The 15,916-nt window shown below is 74.6% G+C and carries 17 protein-coding genes; 10 read left to right on the top strand and 7 right to left on the bottom strand.

All coding sequences use genetic code 11. The features are described from left to right. Window positions 1–183: 183 nt before the first annotated feature. Entirely contained in the window at window positions 184–501 is a 318-nt protein-coding gene (locus ACGF07_RS02795; RefSeq protein WP_392894771.1) for a hypothetical protein, read from the bottom strand. Between the two features lie 408 nt (window positions 502–909). On the opposite strand from ACGF07_RS02795, the gene ACGF07_RS02790 reads away from it, so the two are divergent. Continuing rightward, complete coding sequence (locus ACGF07_RS02790; protein WP_392895523.1) at window positions 910–2,532, top strand: cytochrome bc complex cytochrome b subunit; 1,623 nt, start codon at window positions 910–912, stop codon at window positions 2,530–2,532. Window positions 2,533–2,608: 76 nt separating this feature from the next. Here ACGF07_RS02790 and ACGF07_RS02785 read toward each other — a convergent pair whose 3' ends face one another. Continuing rightward, window positions 2,609–3,013, bottom strand: coding sequence for a hypothetical protein (locus tag ACGF07_RS02785; protein WP_350747689.1), 405 nt, complete (start codon window positions 3,011–3,013; stop codon window positions 2,609–2,611). A 203-nt stretch (window positions 3,014–3,216) separates the two neighbouring features. Here ACGF07_RS02785 and ACGF07_RS02780 point away from each other — a divergent pair, with 203 nt between their 5' ends. The 4 genes from ACGF07_RS02780 (at window position 3,217) to ACGF07_RS02765 (ending at window position 6,979) form a co-directional block, all read left to right on the top strand. Beyond that, a complete protein-coding gene (locus ACGF07_RS02780) occupies window positions 3,217–3,831 on the top strand; it encodes a TetR family transcriptional regulator (RefSeq protein WP_350747687.1) in 615 nt (204 codons plus the stop codon). A gap of 175 nt (window positions 3,832–4,006) precedes the next feature. Further along, window positions 4,007–5,551, top strand: a complete 1,545-nt coding sequence (locus ACGF07_RS02775; protein ID WP_392894769.1) for an FAD-dependent monooxygenase — start codon at window positions 4,007–4,009, stop codon at window positions 5,549–5,551. A 208-nt stretch (window positions 5,552–5,759) separates the two neighbouring features. After that, window positions 5,760–6,416, top strand: coding sequence for an NADPH-dependent F420 reductase (locus tag ACGF07_RS02770; protein ID WP_392894767.1), 657 nt, complete (start codon window positions 5,760–5,762; stop codon window positions 6,414–6,416). A gap of 131 nt (window positions 6,417–6,547) precedes the next feature. Further along, window positions 6,548–6,979: a YchJ family protein gene (locus ACGF07_RS02765; protein WP_392894766.1), complete on the top strand. Its 432-nt coding sequence runs from the start codon at window positions 6,548–6,550 to the stop codon at window positions 6,977–6,979. An 18-nt stretch (window positions 6,980–6,997) separates the two neighbouring features. On the opposite strand, the gene ACGF07_RS02760 is transcribed toward ACGF07_RS02765, so the two are convergent. Beyond that, window positions 6,998–7,921 carry a polysaccharide deacetylase family protein gene (locus ACGF07_RS02760; RefSeq protein ID WP_392894764.1) on the bottom strand — a complete coding sequence of 308 codons (924 nt, stop codon included), beginning with the start codon at window positions 7,919–7,921 and terminating at the stop codon, window positions 6,998–7,000. 311 nt (window positions 7,922–8,232) lie between these two features. Here ACGF07_RS02760 and ACGF07_RS02755 point away from each other — a divergent pair, with 311 nt between their 5' ends. Continuing rightward, a complete protein-coding gene (locus ACGF07_RS02755; RefSeq protein ID WP_392894763.1) occupies window positions 8,233–8,763 on the top strand; it encodes a GNAT family N-acetyltransferase in 531 nt (176 codons plus the stop codon). Between the two features lie 30 nt (window positions 8,764–8,793). Here ACGF07_RS02755 and ACGF07_RS02750 read toward each other — a convergent pair whose 3' ends face one another. Next, window positions 8,794–9,699, bottom strand: a complete 906-nt coding sequence (locus ACGF07_RS02750; protein WP_392894762.1) for a carbohydrate kinase — start codon at window positions 9,697–9,699, stop codon at window positions 8,794–8,796. A gap of 289 nt (window positions 9,700–9,988) precedes the next feature. Here ACGF07_RS02750 and ACGF07_RS02745 point away from each other — a divergent pair, with 289 nt between their 5' ends. The 4 genes from ACGF07_RS02745 to ACGF07_RS02730 all read left to right on the top strand — a co-directional run bounded on the left by ACGF07_RS02745 (window position 9,989) and on the right by ACGF07_RS02730 (window position 12,205). Then, window positions 9,989–10,189: a hypothetical protein gene (locus ACGF07_RS02745; RefSeq protein ID WP_392894761.1), complete on the top strand. Its 201-nt coding sequence runs from the start codon at window positions 9,989–9,991 to the stop codon at window positions 10,187–10,189. Window positions 10,190–10,528: 339 nt separating this feature from the next. Then, entirely contained in the window at window positions 10,529–11,053 is a 525-nt protein-coding gene (locus ACGF07_RS02740) for a SigE family RNA polymerase sigma factor (RefSeq protein WP_392894760.1), read from the top strand. After that, window positions 11,040–11,864 carry a hypothetical protein gene (locus ACGF07_RS02735; RefSeq protein ID WP_392894758.1) on the top strand — a complete coding sequence of 275 codons (825 nt, stop codon included), beginning with the start codon at window positions 11,040–11,042 and terminating at the stop codon, window positions 11,862–11,864. Before ACGF07_RS02740 ends, ACGF07_RS02735 begins: the two co-directional genes overlap by 14 nt. A 104-nt stretch (window positions 11,865–11,968) precedes the next feature. Continuing rightward, on the top strand, window positions 11,969–12,205 hold the full coding sequence (locus ACGF07_RS02730; RefSeq protein WP_392894756.1) for a hypothetical protein: 237 nt from the start codon (window positions 11,969–11,971) through the stop codon (window positions 12,203–12,205). Between the two features lie 98 nt (window positions 12,206–12,303). Here ACGF07_RS02730 and ACGF07_RS02725 read toward each other — a convergent pair whose 3' ends face one another. The 3 genes from ACGF07_RS02725 to ACGF07_RS02715 all read right to left on the bottom strand — a co-directional run bounded on the left by ACGF07_RS02725 (window position 12,304) and on the right by ACGF07_RS02715 (window position 15,754). Further along, window positions 12,304–13,935, bottom strand: coding sequence for a sigma-70 family RNA polymerase sigma factor (locus tag ACGF07_RS02725; protein WP_392894754.1), 1,632 nt, complete (start codon window positions 13,933–13,935; stop codon window positions 12,304–12,306). 166 nt (window positions 13,936–14,101) lie between these two features. Continuing rightward, window positions 14,102–15,142, bottom strand: coding sequence for a CAP domain-containing protein (locus ACGF07_RS02720; RefSeq protein ID WP_392894752.1), 1,041 nt, complete (start codon window positions 15,140–15,142; stop codon window positions 14,102–14,104). Between the two features lie 117 nt (window positions 15,143–15,259). Then, entirely contained in the window at window positions 15,260–15,754 is a 495-nt protein-coding gene (locus tag ACGF07_RS02715) for a GNAT family N-acetyltransferase (protein ID WP_392894751.1), read from the bottom strand. Between the last annotated feature and the right edge of the window lie 162 nt (window positions 15,755–15,916).

Below are 15,916 nucleotides of genomic sequence, written 5' to 3'. Positions count from 1 at the left end.
CGCGATGACGGCGGAACGGCATGGCGAACGCCCCGGACACGGGGTCCAGGGCGCTTCGCTTAGCTTAGGCAAACCTTAGGGTCGCCGGGGTCAACTGGACCCCTATCGCAGGTAAGGATTCGGTATGGGAACACCCATGCGGTCGCCAACCCGGCGCTCCTCGGGGGCGGAGTGAGACCGGCGTCACCCCCACCACTGCTCGGGCGCCTCCGACTCCGGAGGGACCGTCACCGGTTCGGCGCAGCACACCACCAGCGCCCCCTCCTCCGTCTCGGTGACCAGGAACCCGCACTCGCGCAGGACGAGCGCGGCCGCGGCGCGCACCGCCGCCCGCGCCTCCTCGGAGGGCGGCCCGTCGGGTGCGGCGCCGGGCGACCAGCCGACCACCACGCCGTCAGGATGGTGGCCGATCCACAGGGGCGAGCGGCCCGGTCCGCTGTCGAACCCGGCGCGGGCCAGTGCCTCGGTGACGTCCTCGAAGAGTTCAGGGTGATCCGCCATTGGCGCAGCGTAGGCCCCACCCCGGGAGACGCCCGGACGCGGCGCGCCCCGGAGCGGTCCAGCTGCACCCGAGCGCAGCATCGCCGCCCGCCGGGCCGGCCGGCGGCAGCCCGATCGGGCGTCGGCACCCCCCGTCCGGCCCGACACGCAGGGCCGGACGGGCCGATGGACGTGCACAGTCGGCCCCCTGCCGACAGCATGACAGAGTAAGCGCTCCATCACCCTGAGCAACGGGTCCAGCGGAACACCTGGTCCGCGCGCCGGTCAGACCGGCTGGCCCGTATCGAGAGGTCCCATGATCACAACACTTCGCCGGCCGGCGTTCCCGCCGGCGGGCCTCCACCACGGCACGCCGAGAACGCCGGGGAGCCCGTCGTGAGAACCGACCAGCAGTCGCAGCCGGGACCGGTGACCAGCACGCGCGCCAGGCCCGCCAACAAGGCGGAGGCCCTGGCCGACTGGACCGACGGCCGGCTCGGCATCTACGCCCTGGCCAAGTCCAACCTGCGCAAGATCTTCCCCGACCACTGGTCCTTCATGCTGGGCGAGATCGCGCTCTACACCTTCATCATCATCATCCTGACCGGCGTCTGGCTCACCATGTTCTTCAACCCGAGCATGGGCGAGGTCGTCTACGACGGGTCCTACGTCCCGCTCAAGGGCATCCCGATGTCGGAGGCCTACGCCTCGACGATCAACATCAGCTTCGAGGTCCGCGGCGGCCTGCTGATGCGCCAGATCCACCACTGGGCGGCCGTGGTCTTCATCGCCTCGATGCTCACCCACATGATGCGCGTCTTCTTCACCGGGGCCTTCCGCAAGCCGCGCGAGATCAACTGGGTCTTCGGCGCGCTGCTGCTGATCCTCGGCATGTTCGACGGCTTCATGGGCTACTCGCTGCCCGACGACCTGCTCTCCGGCACCGGCATCCGGTTCATGGAGGGCGCGATCCTGTCCGTCCCGATCGTCGGCACCTACCTGCAGTTCTTCATCTTCGGCGGGGAGTTCCCGGGCACGGACATCATCCCGCGGCTGTTCACCGTCCACATCCTGCTGATCCCGGGCATCATGCTGGGCCTGCTGGCGGCGCACCTGATCCTGGTCTTCTACCACAAGCACACCCAGTTCGCCGGGGCCGGCCGGACCAACCAGAACGTGGTCGGCATGCCGCTGATGCCGGTGTACATGGCGAAGGCCGGCGGCTTCTTCTTCCTGGTCTTCGGCGTGGTCGCGGTCATGTCGGCGATCGCCACGATCAACCCGATCTGGGCGTACGGCCCGTACCGGCCCGACCAGGTGTCCACCGACGCCCAGCCCGACTGGTACATGGGCTTCTCCGAGGGCCTGATCCGGGTGATGCCCGGCTGGGAGATCAGTGTCTGGGGCGGCCACACCCTGAACCTCGGGGTGTTCATCCCGCTGATGGTCTTCCCGCTCGTCCTGCTGGTCATCTGGTGCTACCCGTTCCTGGAGGCCTGGGTCACCGGGGACCGCGGCGAGCACCACATCGCCGACCGGCCCCGCAACGCCCCGGTCCGGACGGCCTTCGGGGCGGCCTGGATGGGCCTCTACCTGATCCTGCTGGCCGGCGGCGGCAACGACCTGCTGGCGACGCACTTCCACCTGTCGATCAACGCGATCACCTACGCGGTGCGGGCCGGCTTCTTCGCCGTACCGGTGGTGGTCTTCGTGATCACCAAACGGTGGTGCCTGGGCCTGCAGCGGCGGGACAAGGAGAAGGTGCTGCACGGCCGGGAGACCGGGGTCATCAACCGGCTCCAGCACGGCGAGTACATCGAGGTGCACGCGCCGCTGCCGCAGGGCCGGCTGTACACCCTGACCTCCCACGACCAGCCCCAACCGATGACGCTGGAGCCCGAGGTGGACGAGAACGGCGTGGTCCGCAGGGCCGGGCTGTGGCGGCGCACCCGGGCGAAGCTGTCCCGCGGGTTCTACGGCCGGGGCAGCCAGATCCCCAAGCCGACGGTGGAGGAGCACGAGGAGATCACCAGCGGCCACGGCCACCACTGACGCTCCGCCTCCGCACGGAAGGGCCCGCTGCGCCGGGATCGGCGCAGCGGGCCCTTCGTCCTGCAGGGGGGCGGGCTCAGGCCCGCAGGACCGCGGGGACCACGGCGAACAGCGCCGCCGCCAGGGTGACGGTGAGGCAGAGCGCCGCCCAGCGGGCGCAGATCCGGCGGCATTCGGCCCGGTAGCGGGCGGCGAGCCGACGGCAGCGCTCGACCGCACGGTCGACCACGTCCTCGGCGTAGTTCAACCGGTCGACCAGATAAGCCCGTTCGAGACCCTCCCGCTCGGCGTCCGGCAGCCAGGAGAACTGGGCGGCGAAGGCCCGGGCGTCCCGCTCGGCGGCCGCGACCTCCGCCTCCCAGGCGAGGAAGCCCTCCAGCCGGGCCAGCCCCACCCGGGGGTTCACCCGGCCGGCGCCGCCTGCCCCGGGCCTGCCCTGGCGAGGGGTCCGCGCCTTCGGCGGACGCTGTCTGCCACCCATGACCGCTCCTCACGTCCTGTCGAGTCGTCCCGCCGGAAAACCCGCGGGGCCCGGGCACCCGAGGGGATCGCTCCGCGACCACGCAACTACTACCAGCGACCAACCGCAGGTCGGAGGCGGCTCGCCACGGCGAACCGACCCGGGAAAAACTTGCGTGGCGCGCACTATTGCGCGGCGCGCACGTATACCCCACAGTGGAGTCCATGACGGAGGGACAGCCCGGCCTGCGGGAACGGAAGAAGGCCGCGACGCGGGAGGCACTCAGCTGGGCGGCGCTGCGCCTGGCGGTGGAACGGGGGCTGGAGAACGTCCGGGTGGAGGACATCGCGGCCGCGGCCGGGGTGTCTCCGCGCACCTACAACAACTACTTCTCCAGCAAGGCCGAGGCGATCGTCTCCCGGCACCGCGACCGGATCCTGCGGGCCGCCGAGGCACTGCGGGCGCGGCCCGCCGGGGAACCGCTGTGGGAGGCGCTCACCCACGCCCTTGTCGCTCCCTTCGAGGGGGCGGAGGAGGAGCCCGAACCGGGCTGGGTCGCCGCCGTGCGGGTGCTGCTGCGCGAGCCCTCGCTGCAGGCCGAGCTGGTCCGCGGCGGCGCGCGGGCGCGGGCCGACCTGGCGGCGGCGGTGGCCGCCCGGACCGGCACCGACGCCGAGCGCGACCTCTATCCGAAGCTGGTCGCCTCGGCGGCGCTCTCGGCGCTGCAGGTGGCCAACGAGCACTACCTGACCACCGATCCGGTGGTGCCCTTCAAACCGCTGTTCGCCGAGGCGCTGCGGCAGTTGGCCGCGGGGCTGCCCGATCCGTCGTCCCGCTGAGGCCGCCGCACGCCTCCCGTCGCCCGCCCCGCGGCCGTCACCCGGCGCGCGCACCCGAGCGCACACCGCGCCACGCGCCTGCGGCACCCGCCGCGCGCGCCCACACAGTCTCCTCCACCGGGCGAACCCGCCCCGTGGAGCCACGTGCTGACCACCGTCCCAGAGGGGGGACCCCATGCACGACGTCGTCATCGTCGGCGCCGGCCCGGTCGGGCTGTTCCTGGCCCGCGAACTGGCCCTGGCCGGAGTCCGGCCGGTGGTGCTGGACCGGCTGCCCGGACGTTCCGGCGAGCAGAAGGCCAACGGACTGGTCGGCCAGGTGCTGCGCCTGCTCGACCACCGCGGCCTCCACGAACCGCTCAGCGGCAGCCCGGACGCGCCCCGGCCGGTCCCCCGCTTCGTGTTCGGCGCCTTCCCGCTCGACCTGGCGCTGCTGCCCGGGAACCCGCTGTACGCCCTGCCCGTACCCCAGCAGCGGATCGAGGAGGTCCTGGAGGGCAGCGCCGGAGAGCTCGGCGTCACCGTGCGCCGCGGCTGCGAGGTCACCGGGTTCACCCAGGACGCGACCGGGGTGACCGTCGAGTACCACGGCCCCGACGGCACCGGGCGTCTGCGCGCCCGCTACCTGGTCGGCGCGGACGGGGGCCGCAGCACCGTCCGCAAGCTCGCCGGCATCGGCTTCCCCGGCGTCACCTCGCCCGACCCGGTCTCCCGCATCGCGCACGTACGGCCGCCCGAGGGGATCCGCACCACCGACGCCGGCGAGCTGCTGCTGCCCGGCTGCCCGACCCCGTTCCGCCCGTACACCCACACCCGCACCGAGCACGGCGTGTTCGTGCTCTCCCCCTTCAACCCGGACGCCGTCATGATCGCCACCATGGAGTGGGGCGGGCCGCCGGTGGACCAGGGGACTCCACTCACCCTGGACGAACTGCGCGCCAGCATCCGCCGGGTGACCGGCGCCGACCTGCCACTCACCCCGGCGCGGACCGCCGGCCCGTTCACCCCGCGCCGCACCGTCGGCCACCACACCCGGCTCGCCGAGCGCTACCGCGACGGCCGCGTCCTGCTGGTCGGCGACGCCGCCCACGTGCACGCCGCAACGGGCGGCCCCGGCCTCAACCTCGGGCTGCAGGACGCCGCCAACCTCAGCTGGAAGCTCGCCGCCGAACTCCGGGGCTGGGCCCCGCCCGGCCTGCTGGACAGCTACCACCGGGAACGCCACCCGATCGGCCGACGGGTGTTCATGCACTCCCAGGCCCAGATCGCGCTGATGGCCCCCGGGCCCGGGACCACCGCGCTGCGCGCCCTGGTCGGCGAACTGCTCTCGCACGAGGACAACCTCGCCCGGATCGCCGCGCTGATGGCGGGCAGCGACATCCGCTACGACACCGGCTGCCCCCACCCCGCGGCCGGGCGCTTCGCGCCGGACCTCACCCTGACCACCGCCGACGGGAAGCTCCGGCTCGCCGAACTCGCCCGCAGCGGGCGGCCGTTGCTGCTCGACCTGACGGGCGGCGGCTCGCTCGGGCCCACCGGGCGAGCCGCCGGGTGGCGGGACCGGGTGGACCTGGTGACGGCCGGGTGCGCCGAGCCGCCGGCCGGGGCCCTGCTGCTGCGCCCGGACGGCTACGTCGCCTGGGCCTGCGAGGTCGGCGAGGCGGACCCGGAGGGGCTGGAGCGGGCGCTGCGCACCTGGTTCGGCGCACCGCGCCACTGAGCGCCCGCACCCGGCACCACCGAGCGCCCGCACCCGGGGCCCCGGACCGCGCTCGGATGGCCCGCACCGGATCACCGCCCGGGTGACCCGCTCGGACGGCCCACCCGGATGGCAGCTCCGGATGACCCTCCGGATGACCGGCCGTCAACTATGCTCCTCGCGGCCCGTGCCACCGGGCACGGGTCTCGACCGGACGAACGGGGATGCGGTGCGGATCGGAATCATCGGTACGGGCGTCGTCGGGCAGACGCTGGGCGGCAAGCTGGTCTCGCTGGGCCACCGGGTGACGCTGGGCTCGCGCGACAAGGACAACGAGAAGGCACTGGCCTGGGCCGGGCAGGCCGGTCCCGACGGGCACGCCGGGACCTTCGCCGAGGCCGCGGCCTTCGGCGAGCTGGTGATCAACGCGACCGGCGGGACGGTCTCGCTCGAGGCGCTGCGCGCGGCCGGGGCCGAGCACCTGTCCGGAAAACTGCTGATCGACGTCTCCAACCCGCTGGTGTTCGGCCCGGACGGCGGGGTGAGCCTCGACCCGGTGAACACCGACAGCGTCGGCGAGCGGATCCAGCGCGAGTTCCCCGAGGCCCGGGTGGTGAAGGCGCTCAACACGCTGAACTGCGCGCTGATGGTCGAGCCGGCGAAGCTGACCGGCGAGCACAACCTGTTCATCGCCGGGAACGACGCGGGCGCCAAGGCCGAGACGGTGGCGCTGCTCGGCGAGTTCGGCTGGCCGTCCGAGTGGATCGTCGACCTCGGGGACATCACAGGTGCCCGGGCGACGGAGATGCTGATGCCGTTCTGGCTCCGGATGATGGGCCACTTCGGCGACGCCGAGTTCAACTACTCCTTCCGGCGGGCCGGCTAGCCGGCGGTCCCCGGCAGCCTTCCCCGGCAGCGGGCCCCGGCGGCAGTACCGGCCGCCGGGGCCCGGCCCCGGGTACGCGACGGGGCCGGGCGCCGCGGGGGCCCAGCCGGCGGTGGGGGAGAATGGACGGCATGTCCCGACGTCGTTCCGCGCCCCGCCTCGCCGCCCCGCGGCTGCTCCCCTCCTCCCCGTGCCCCTGCGGCCTGCCCGCCGCCTACGGCGACTGCTGCGGCCGGCTGCACCGCGGCCAGGCGGCGGCCACCACCGCGGAGTCGCTGATGCGCTCCCGGTTCAGCGCCTTCGCCGCCCAGGACGAGGCCTACCTGCTGCGCACCTGGCACCCGGAGACCCGGCCGGCGGAGGTGGACTTCGACCCGGCGCTGCGCTGGACCCGGCTGGAGGTGGTCTCCACCACCGAGGGCGGCGCCTTCCACGCCGAGGGCACGGTCGCCTTCCGGGCGTACTGGACGGAGGGCTCCGAGGAGGGAGTGCTCACCGAGAACAGCCGGTTCGTCCGGCACGAGGGCGCCTGGGTGTACCTGGACGCCCTCTCGCTCGGCTGAGCCCCCGACGCCGGCCGGCTACAGGTAGTCGTCCAGCCGGCCGAGGGCGAAGCCGGCCGCGGTGACGTCGTTGAGCACCTTGCGCAGCAGGTCAGGCATGGTGGCCTTCCAGATGTCGGTGCCCCGGAAGTGGGTCAGGATGATGTCGCCCGGGTGGAGCTTCCGGTCGTCGTAACGCCACTCCATGTGGTCCGGGAAGGCCTCCTCGTTCCACAGCGGCACCGCCTGGACCCCGCAGGACCCCGCCGCGCGCAGCGTGTCGTCGTTGTACTCGCCGTACGGCGGGCGGAACAGCCGGGGGCGGGTACCGATCTGCTGCTCCAGCTGGTCCTGCTGGTTGCAGATCTCGCCGCGCTGGGTCTCGTAGTCGAGGATCTTGAGGTTGCGGTGGTTGATCGTGTGGTTGTTGATCTCCACGCCCTGGTGGTGGAGGTCGCGGAAGTAGCCGTAGTTGTCGCGGGCGAGGTAGTCGGAGACGAAGGCGCTGATCGGGACGCCCAGCTCCTCGGCCATCTTGGAGAACTGCGGGTCCTTCTCGTAGCCGTCGTCGACGGTGAGGAAGACCACCTTGTCCTCGGTCGGCACCCGGAAGACCACGGGCGGGCGGCCGTCCTTCATCTTCACGCCCTGGGCGGGGGCGAGCGCCACCCTGGTCGCCGGGCGGGGCGGCGCCTTCAGCGGCGGGCGCTCCAGGCCCCAGCGCTGGGCGGTTTCGAGCGCGGCGCGGCTCACCGCCTCCTGCCGGGCGGCCGCCTCCCTGCTGCTCTCCTCCTCCTGGCGGGCGAGTCCCGGCAGGGGTGCCGCGGCCGGCGGGCGGCCCGCGGCGCGGTCAGCCGCGGGCGCCCCGGCGGCGGGTGTGGCGCCCGTCCCGGCCTGGACGGGCTTCGGCTGGGCGGGGCCGGCGGGCCCGGCGCAGCCGGCGACGACGGCGGAGAGGCACACGGTGGCCAGCAGGCCGGTCCGCAGTCCGTTCCGCTTCGGCTGACTCCACCTCAGACCCCCACTATTGCGACAAACTGATGGTCCGTTCATAGCTGCACTGCTCCCCCGCCGCGCACCCCCGCCAATCCCCCCGTCACCCGCGCGGGGCAACGCCGCGCCGGTCGCCTTGCCGTTCCTTTGCCGGGGGGCTCCGCCGAACCCTTGCCCCGGGCACCCTTGCCGGGCTTCTGCCGGGGCCCGGGGGCCGAAGCGGCCACTGCCGGGGCGAAAATCCTTTGCGGCGCGGCCACCCCGGAGCGGATCATGCGCCCATGACGAACACCGCGCCCCACCGCACCGACCTCTGGGCCGTCACCCCGGCCGACGTGACCACACCCGAGGCCGGAGAGCTGCTGCGCGACTACTACTACGACGTGGCCGACCGCTACTACCGCCTGCACCTCGGCCGCGAGGGCACCCCGGAGGAGCTGGAGAGCGGCCTGGCCGACTCCCCCAGCGACGACCTCGCCGCCCCGAGCGGCCTCTTCCTGATCGGCCGCTACGACGGAGTCGCCCACGCCTGCGCCGGCCTGCGCCGCTACGACGACACCACCGTCGAGCTCACCCGCGTCTTCGTCCGGCCCGCCCTGCGCGGCACCGGCGGCGGCGGCCGCCTGCTCGCCGCCGTCGACGCGGCCGCCCGGGCGATGGGCGCCGACCGGATCGTCCTCGACACCCGCCTCGACCTGGTCGAGGCCCGCGCGCTCTACCTGCGCAACGGCTACCAGGAGATCCCCGCCTACAACAGCGGGCCGTACGCCCAGGTCTGGTACGGGAAGGACCTCGGCGCGCCGACCCGGTGAGCGGGTCGGCGACTCGGCCCGCGCCGGCGCCTACGGTGCTTCCGGCTGCGGCCGGCGGGCCAACGCCGCCGTGAGCTCGGCGGCCGAGGGCGGGTTCGCCCCGGGCCGGGAGACGGTCAGGGCGGCGGCGGTGACGGCCTGGACGAGGCAGCCGGTGAGGTCGGTGCCGGCCATCCGGGCGTGCAGGAAGGCGGCCATGAAGGAGTCTCCGGCGCCGACGGTGTCGGCGACCGCGACCGGGACGGCCGGTACCTGCCGGCGTCCGCCCCGGCGGCTGAGCCCGAAGGCGCCACCGGCGCCCAGCGTGACGGCGACGACGGCCGGGCCGAGGGCGAGCCAGCGCTCGGCGACGGCCTCGGCGGCCTCGCCCGGGTAGAGCCAGGCGAGGTCCTCGTCGCTCGCCTTGACCAGGTCGCTCAGCGCGACCAGCCGCTCGACCCGCCGCACGGCCTCCGCCCGGCGGCCCATCAGCGCGGGGCGCACGTTCGGGTCGTAGCTGATCTGCGCCCGGCCGCGCCAGCGCTCCACCAGGGCCAGCGCCGACGCCGCCCCCGGATCGGTGACCGCCCCGATCGAGCCGAGGTGGACGGCCGCGGGGGGCGCGTCGAGCTCGGTCGGCGGGAGGGTCCAGCCGATGTCGAAGGTGTACTCCGCCCGCCCGTGCCCGTCCAGCCGGACCACCGCCGAAGGCGTGCGCGCGACCTCGGCGGCGCGCACCTCCACCCCGGCGGACTCCAGGTGGGCCCGGATCAGCCGCCCGTTGGCGTCCGGTCCGAGTTCGGTGAGCAGCACGGCCGGGCGGCCCAACCGGGCCAGGCCGTAGGCGAGGTTGGCAGGACTGCCGCCGGGGTGCACGACGTCCGGTGTCCCGTCCGTGCGGACGATGTCGGCGACGCACTCGCCGATCACCAGGACGGGTGAAGCGGGGCTGGTCACTGCGGCTCCTGGCCTCCGGTGCGAGGGCGTCGTCTCGACCGCCAGCCTACGGGGTCGTCCGGGCCGTCAGCCTGCGGGGCTGACGCCGGGGGCGTCAGGGCATGAAGTACGGCCGCCGGACCTGGCCAGGTTCTCCGACGGCCGTGGCTCCGTCCGTCAGGGGGCGAAGCACTTCGAACCCTAGGCGCCGGGTCAGCGCTCCGCCACCACCGTGCGCCGTCCGGGCGATGTCCGGATGTGGTCACGGTCCTGGCCGCTCGGTCTCCCGTAGCTCTAGCCTGCCTGCGCGGTGCGTCCGGCACGCGCCGTCCGCACCGCCTCCGAGGTGTCGGGGCAGGACCTCGGTGGTTTCCTCACCGACTGGCTGTACGAGCTGCGCACCCCGCCGATGCCGGGGCACCCGGACTGGACGGTCGGGCCGGTCACACCGCCGTCGGCCGCCTCTCGCCCGGCCGGGACGGGAGCCCCGCAGGGCTCGGGGACGGTCTGAGCCCTTTCGTGCCCTCTGTCCTCCTCCACCCGCCCCGTCGCGCCGACGAGTGCGTCCGGGCGCTCCCCGCGCGCCCCTGGCCGGACGGCGCCGAGCGGTCCATGGTGGTCCTCACGGCCCGCCTGCCGCCCGGCCGAGTCCCGGCCGGCTCGCGGGCCGTCCAACGTTCCCGCTCCGACCGGTTCCGCGCCCGTGGGAAGATTTCCCGGCGGAGAGGCAACCCGCACCGCCGCCCATCGCGTTCAGCAGCCGTGAGCACGACACCAACGAGGACGCGGCCCGCCCGGCCGCCACGGCTGACAGGAACGGTGCGGACACCATGGCAAGGGCGGCGGCAGGATGAGGGACGCGACACCGGACTTCGCGGAGTTCGTCGCCGCCTGCGGCCCGAAACTGCTGCGCGTGGCCTGGCTGCTGACCGGCGACCCGCACCAGGCCGAGGACCTGCTGCAGACCGCGCTGGCCAAGGTCTGGCCCCGCTGGGACCGGATCGCCCCCGACCGGCCCGAGGCGTACCTGCGCAAGGTGCTGGTCAACTGCCACATCTCCTGGTGGCGGCGGCGCTGGACCGGGGAACTGCCGCACGGCGACCTGCCCGAGCCGCCCTCGGCGCAGGCCGACCCGTTCGAGGGGGTGGTGCTCGGCCAGGTCGTCGCCGAGGCCGTCCGGGCGTTGCCACCCCGCCAGCGGGCGGTGGTGGTGCTGCGCTTCTTCGAGGACCTGAGCGTGGAGGAGACCGCCGAGGTGCTGCGCTGCACCACCGGCACGGTCAAGAGCCAGACGCACCGGGCGCTGGCCGCCCTGCGCGGAAAGCTGCCGGCCCGGGAACTGCTGTCGGACGGAGGACACCGTGAACGGGGCTGAACCGGCCGACGGCACCGAGGAGATCGAGGAGGAACTGCGCGTCCTGCTGCACCGGGCCGTCCCCGTACTGGCCGAGCCGGAGGACCGGATGGAGCGGGTGCTCGAGCGCGCGGACCGGGCCAGGCGGCGACGACGGGCCACCGCCCTCGGGCTCGGGCTCACCGGCGGGCTGGTCGCGGCCGCGCTGGCCGCGGCACCGGCGCTCGCTCCGGCTCCGGACCACGGCGCGGTCGGACCGGCCGCGCCCGGCCCGGCCCGTACGTCGTCGCCCTCGCCCGGCGCGGTGACGCCCCGCCCGTCCACGGCCACGCCGTCCGTCTCGCCGTCCGTCTCGCCCGCGGTCTCGCCGCCGGCGACCGGGGAGTTCGTCCACTTCCTGCAGATCGGCGGGCTCGCCGTCACCGTGCCGCCCGGCTGGTACTCCGACGTCGCCGCCTTCAGGGACGGGAACCGGCTCCTCGGATACCTGGCCAACCAGCCGTTCGACGTGACGGCCCCCTGCACCCAGGTGATGGGCGTCTGCACACCGATCGGGCCGCTGGCGCCGGACCGGGCCTACCTCATCCTGCGGCTCGTCGACGTCCCCGACCAGGCCAAGGCGGCCGCCGGGGGGACCACCGGCCCGGTGGACGTCGCGCTCGACAAGGAGTGCTTCGGCCACGGCGGGAACCGGGAGACGGTCAGCAGCCGCAACGTCGACGGGCCGCAGGTCACCGTGCGGATCGAGCTGACGGCCTGCGCCCGGGAGCCCTCGGAGGCGACGCTGCGGCAGGTGCGGCAGGTCCTCGACTCGCTCCGGTTCGCCGGCTGACCCCGGCCCCGGCACCGTTCACCTGCAGGCCCCGGTGGATCCGGCGGATCCGGCGGATCCGGAACGGACCGTAACCCTTGCGGCGCAACGTCGTTGGACCGGCCATGAAGAAGCGCAGCATGCTCGCCGTCGCCTCGCTCGCCGTGGGCTTCGTGGCCTCCCTCACCGCACCGAGTGCGCACGCCAGCGCCGTCGGCGGCCAGGAGGGCCTGCCGGGCTCGCTGACCAGTGCCCCGGACGCGTTGCCCGAGCAGGTCGGGGACGCGGGTGGCGTGGTCGGCCACGCCACCGGGTACGTGACCGGGCCGGCGGACGGCCTCGTTCCGGTCACGCCCGCCTAGGCCCTCTCCGGCCGAACCGTCGGGCGGCACCGCGGTCCGGCTGCGGTGCGCCGACGGAACGGCGGTACGGCGGCGGCGCGGTTCGGCGTCGCCGTGGGTCAGGACAGCGGTGCGCCGAGGTCCTGGGTCCACAGGGTGCCGGCGGGGCTCGTGGCCACCCCGACGCCGACGTCCTTGAAGCCGCAGTCGAGCATGTTGGACTGGTGGATGCCTCCGTCCATCCAGTGCGAGAGGACGGCCGACGGGGCGGTCGAGCCCCGGTCGAGGTTCTCGCCCCACTGGGACCAGCGGTAGCCGGCGGCGGTGATCCGGGCGTCGGGGTGGAGGCCGTCGGGGTTGACGTGGTCGAAGAAGTTGCGCGCGGCCATGTCGTCGGCGTGCTTCTGGGCGGCGCTGTGCAGCCGGGGGTCGATCCGCAGCGGGGCGCAACCCGCCTTGGCGCGTTCGGCGTTGACGAGGTCCACCAGCTGCCGTTCCGGGGTGGGCGGCGGTGCTGCGGTGGTCTGCCGGGCGGCCGGCGTGGGGGTCGGGGCCACAGTCTCGGTGAGGGTGGGAGTCGGTGTCGGGGTCGGCGTCGCCGTGGGCGTCGGAGTCTCCGGGGCGGTCGCGACCAGGGTCGGCAGGGCTTCCAGGGCGGCGGCCGGGGCGCTGGGTTCGGGTGCCGTCACGCGCGGGGGCTCGCCGGGGTTCGGCCAGACCAGGGCGAGCGTGGTCACGGCCACCGCTGCGGCCGAGCCGCCCACCAGGACGGCCTTGCGGGCCGCGCTGCCGGCCCAGCCGCCGTGCGCGCCGGGGCCGCCGCCCGTCCCGGTGCCGGTTCCCGCGCCCGCTCCGCCACTTGGGCCCGCGCCCCCTGCACCGACCCCGCCACCCGCACCAACCGCAGTGGCGGTCGAGTGCGCGGCGGTCGTCGCCGCGGTGGCCGCCGTGTGCTGGAAGTGGAGCAGGGCGGGCGAGTCCAGCGGGATCGGGACCAGGACGAGACCGGCGAGCAGTCCTTCGGCCGGGAAGAGGTCGCGACCGAGGCCGTCGCAGCCGGCGCAGCCGCGGATGTGCCGGGCGATGCGCTTGCGCCAGACCGAGTTGGGGGTGCCGTCGAAGCCGGCCGTGACGTCGGCCAGGCCAGGGCAGCGCGGGTACGCGCCGAGGGCGCGGACCACCACCCGGCCCGCCTCGAGCTGCTTCTTCATCCGCTGGACGCGGACGGCGGCGTGCTGGGGGCTCAGGTCGAGGGCTTCGGCGAGTTCCGCGCGGCTGAGTTCGCCGCAGGCCTCCAGCCACCACAGTGCGAGCAGCTCGCGGTCGTCCGGGTCCAGCCACCGGGTGGCTTCGGCCACCTCGCGGCGCTGGCCGGAGAGTCCGAGGCGCAGGATGGTCAGATCGGTGAAGTCGGCACGCGGGTCGGGTACTTCCCAGGTCTCGTCCAGGCCGCCGACGGTGGGCTGCTGCTGCCCGACGGCATGCCGGCGGCGCACCTGGTTCATGGTGATGGCGACCAGCCAGGAGCGGAAGGCCTCCGGATCGCGGAGCCCTTCCAGGCCGTCCAGGGCGCGGATCATGGTCTCCTGGGCCACGTCGTCCACGTCGGCGTGGCCGCCGAGGGCGCGGCCGGCCACGTTGTAGACGAGCGGCATCCAGGCGGCGACCAGCGCCTCCTGGGCCTGCCGGTCGCCGGCCTGGGCCGCGCGTACCAGGGTCGTCCCGGCCCTGTTCTGCACATCAGCGTTCATGGTCCGCACTCCGTCTTGCCGTGTTTCCGTCCGCCGCTGCCTCCTCGGAGACCGGCGGGGAGTGATCAGATAACAACAATGTGCACGGAATCGGAAAATCGCACCGGTTAAGGGCCGGTGACGGGGCCTTGACGGCTGTGCGCCGCCGGGCTGCCACCGGGGACGGTCAGGCCGGTGCGGCGAAGACCTGGGTCCACCACGGGCCGCCGGAACCGGTCCGCACGCCCACGCCGAGCTGCTTGAACGCGCAGTTCAGGATGTTGGCGCGGTGGCCGGGGCTGTTCATCCAGGCGTCCATCACGGCCGCCGGGTCCTTCTGGCCGCGGGCTATGTTCTCGCCCCAGGTGCTCCAGCGGTAGCCGGCGGCCTCGATTCGGTGGTCGGCGTGGTAGCCCTCGGGGCTGGCGTGGTCGAAGTAGTTGCGGTCGGCCATGTCGTCGCTGTGCGACTGGGCGGCGCTCGCCAGCCGGGGCTCGGCGGTCACGGGAGCGCAGCCGGCCTTGGCGCGCTCCGCGTTCACCAGGTCCACCACCTGCTGGGCGTAGGAGGCGGACGGACCGCCGCCGGCCGGAGCGGCCGCCGCACCGGCCGTGGCCCGCTGGGCGGTGGCGGCGGACCCGGCTCCGGTGCCGGCGCCGTTCGCGGCGGTGCGGGTCGCGGTCGGGCTCGGCTTGGCGGTGGCGGTGGCGGTGGGCTGGGCGGTCGCGGTGGCCGTCGGCGTGGGCTGGGCGGTCGGCGAGGCGGAGGCGGTCGCGGTGGGGGCGGCCGACGTGCTCGGGACGGCGGAAGGATCGCCGGCCCCCGGACTGCCCGCCACCGCGACGGCTCCGCCGGCGCCCGGCACCTGGATGCCGTCGTGCGTCCCGAGCTCGGCGGCTATCAGCGCGTCCGCCGCGACCGCCTGGCCGGCGAGGTCGCGGTCGGACTGCTTGCCGCCGTACGCCGCGTACCCGGCGCCGGCCAGCGCCGCGACCAGGCCCGTCCCGGCCACGGCGGCGACGACCGCCGTCACCGGCACCAGCGCGCCGCGCTTCCGGGCCCGACGGCCCCGACCGCCCGTCCGCTGGGCGGCCCGCCGCGCGGCCCGACCGCCCGGGCGGTCGTCCGTCCCCTCGGGGCCGTGGATGCCGTCGGTGTCGTACGTGCCCTGGGTGCCGTGGGTGCCGCCGTTCGGCGGGATGATGATCGTCCTGTCGTCGCTGTTCACGTGGCCACTGCTTCCTGTCCGGGTCGGCGGTGTCGGGGTGCCGACGGTTGGGAGACCTCCCGGAGGCGCGCCGATAACAGAAAGTCCGAACGGATGTCCGCGGGCCAGGTCGCGGCCTCAGTGGGCGGGGGCGTCCGGGGCCGTCTCGTCGGGGGCCATGTCGTAGGTGACGAACATGGTGCGGACGGCCACCTGGTCGTACTTGGCGCGCGCCCGGTGGTTGTCGTCCGCGGTGATCCACCGCACAGTCGTCCAGCCGCGCTCGGCGGCGATCTCCCGCAGCCGGGCCAGCAGCAGGTCCACCGCGCCGCCGCCCCGCACGTCCGGAGCGACGAACAGGTCGTCCAGGAACCCGCCGACGGCGCCGTGCAGCGGCCGGGAGAACGGGCGGAAGTGCGCGAGGCCGACCGGCGTCCCGTCCGCGTCCCGGACCAGCAGGCCCTCCACCTCGTGCGCCGGGTCGGTCAGCCACGACCAGACCAGCTCGGCCTTCTCCTCCGGCATCGGCACCCGGTAGAACGCGCAGTAGCCGCGGAAGAGTTCGCGCCAGGCGGGATAGTCGTCGGCCGTCGGCCCGGTGACGCTCCAGCGGTTCACGGCGGTGGTGGTCAACGCGGTCTCCCTCGGTCGGGCGGGCGGATCCGCCCCAGGATGACGCGCCGTCGACTCCGCCGCCGATCTCCACCGCGGACAACGGCGGTGGCCCGGCGCTCCACTCCGGCGGCTTCCCGGCTGCCGGAGTGGAGCGCGGCGGCGGGCGCGGGAGGCGGGCGG

It is taken from the genome of Kitasatospora sp. NPDC048194 (assembly GCF_043202455.1).
In the GTDB taxonomy this organism is placed as follows: Bacteria; Actinomycetota; Actinomycetes; order Streptomycetales; family Streptomycetaceae; genus Kitasatospora.
This window is presented reverse-complemented; position numbering and strand designations above follow the sequence as displayed.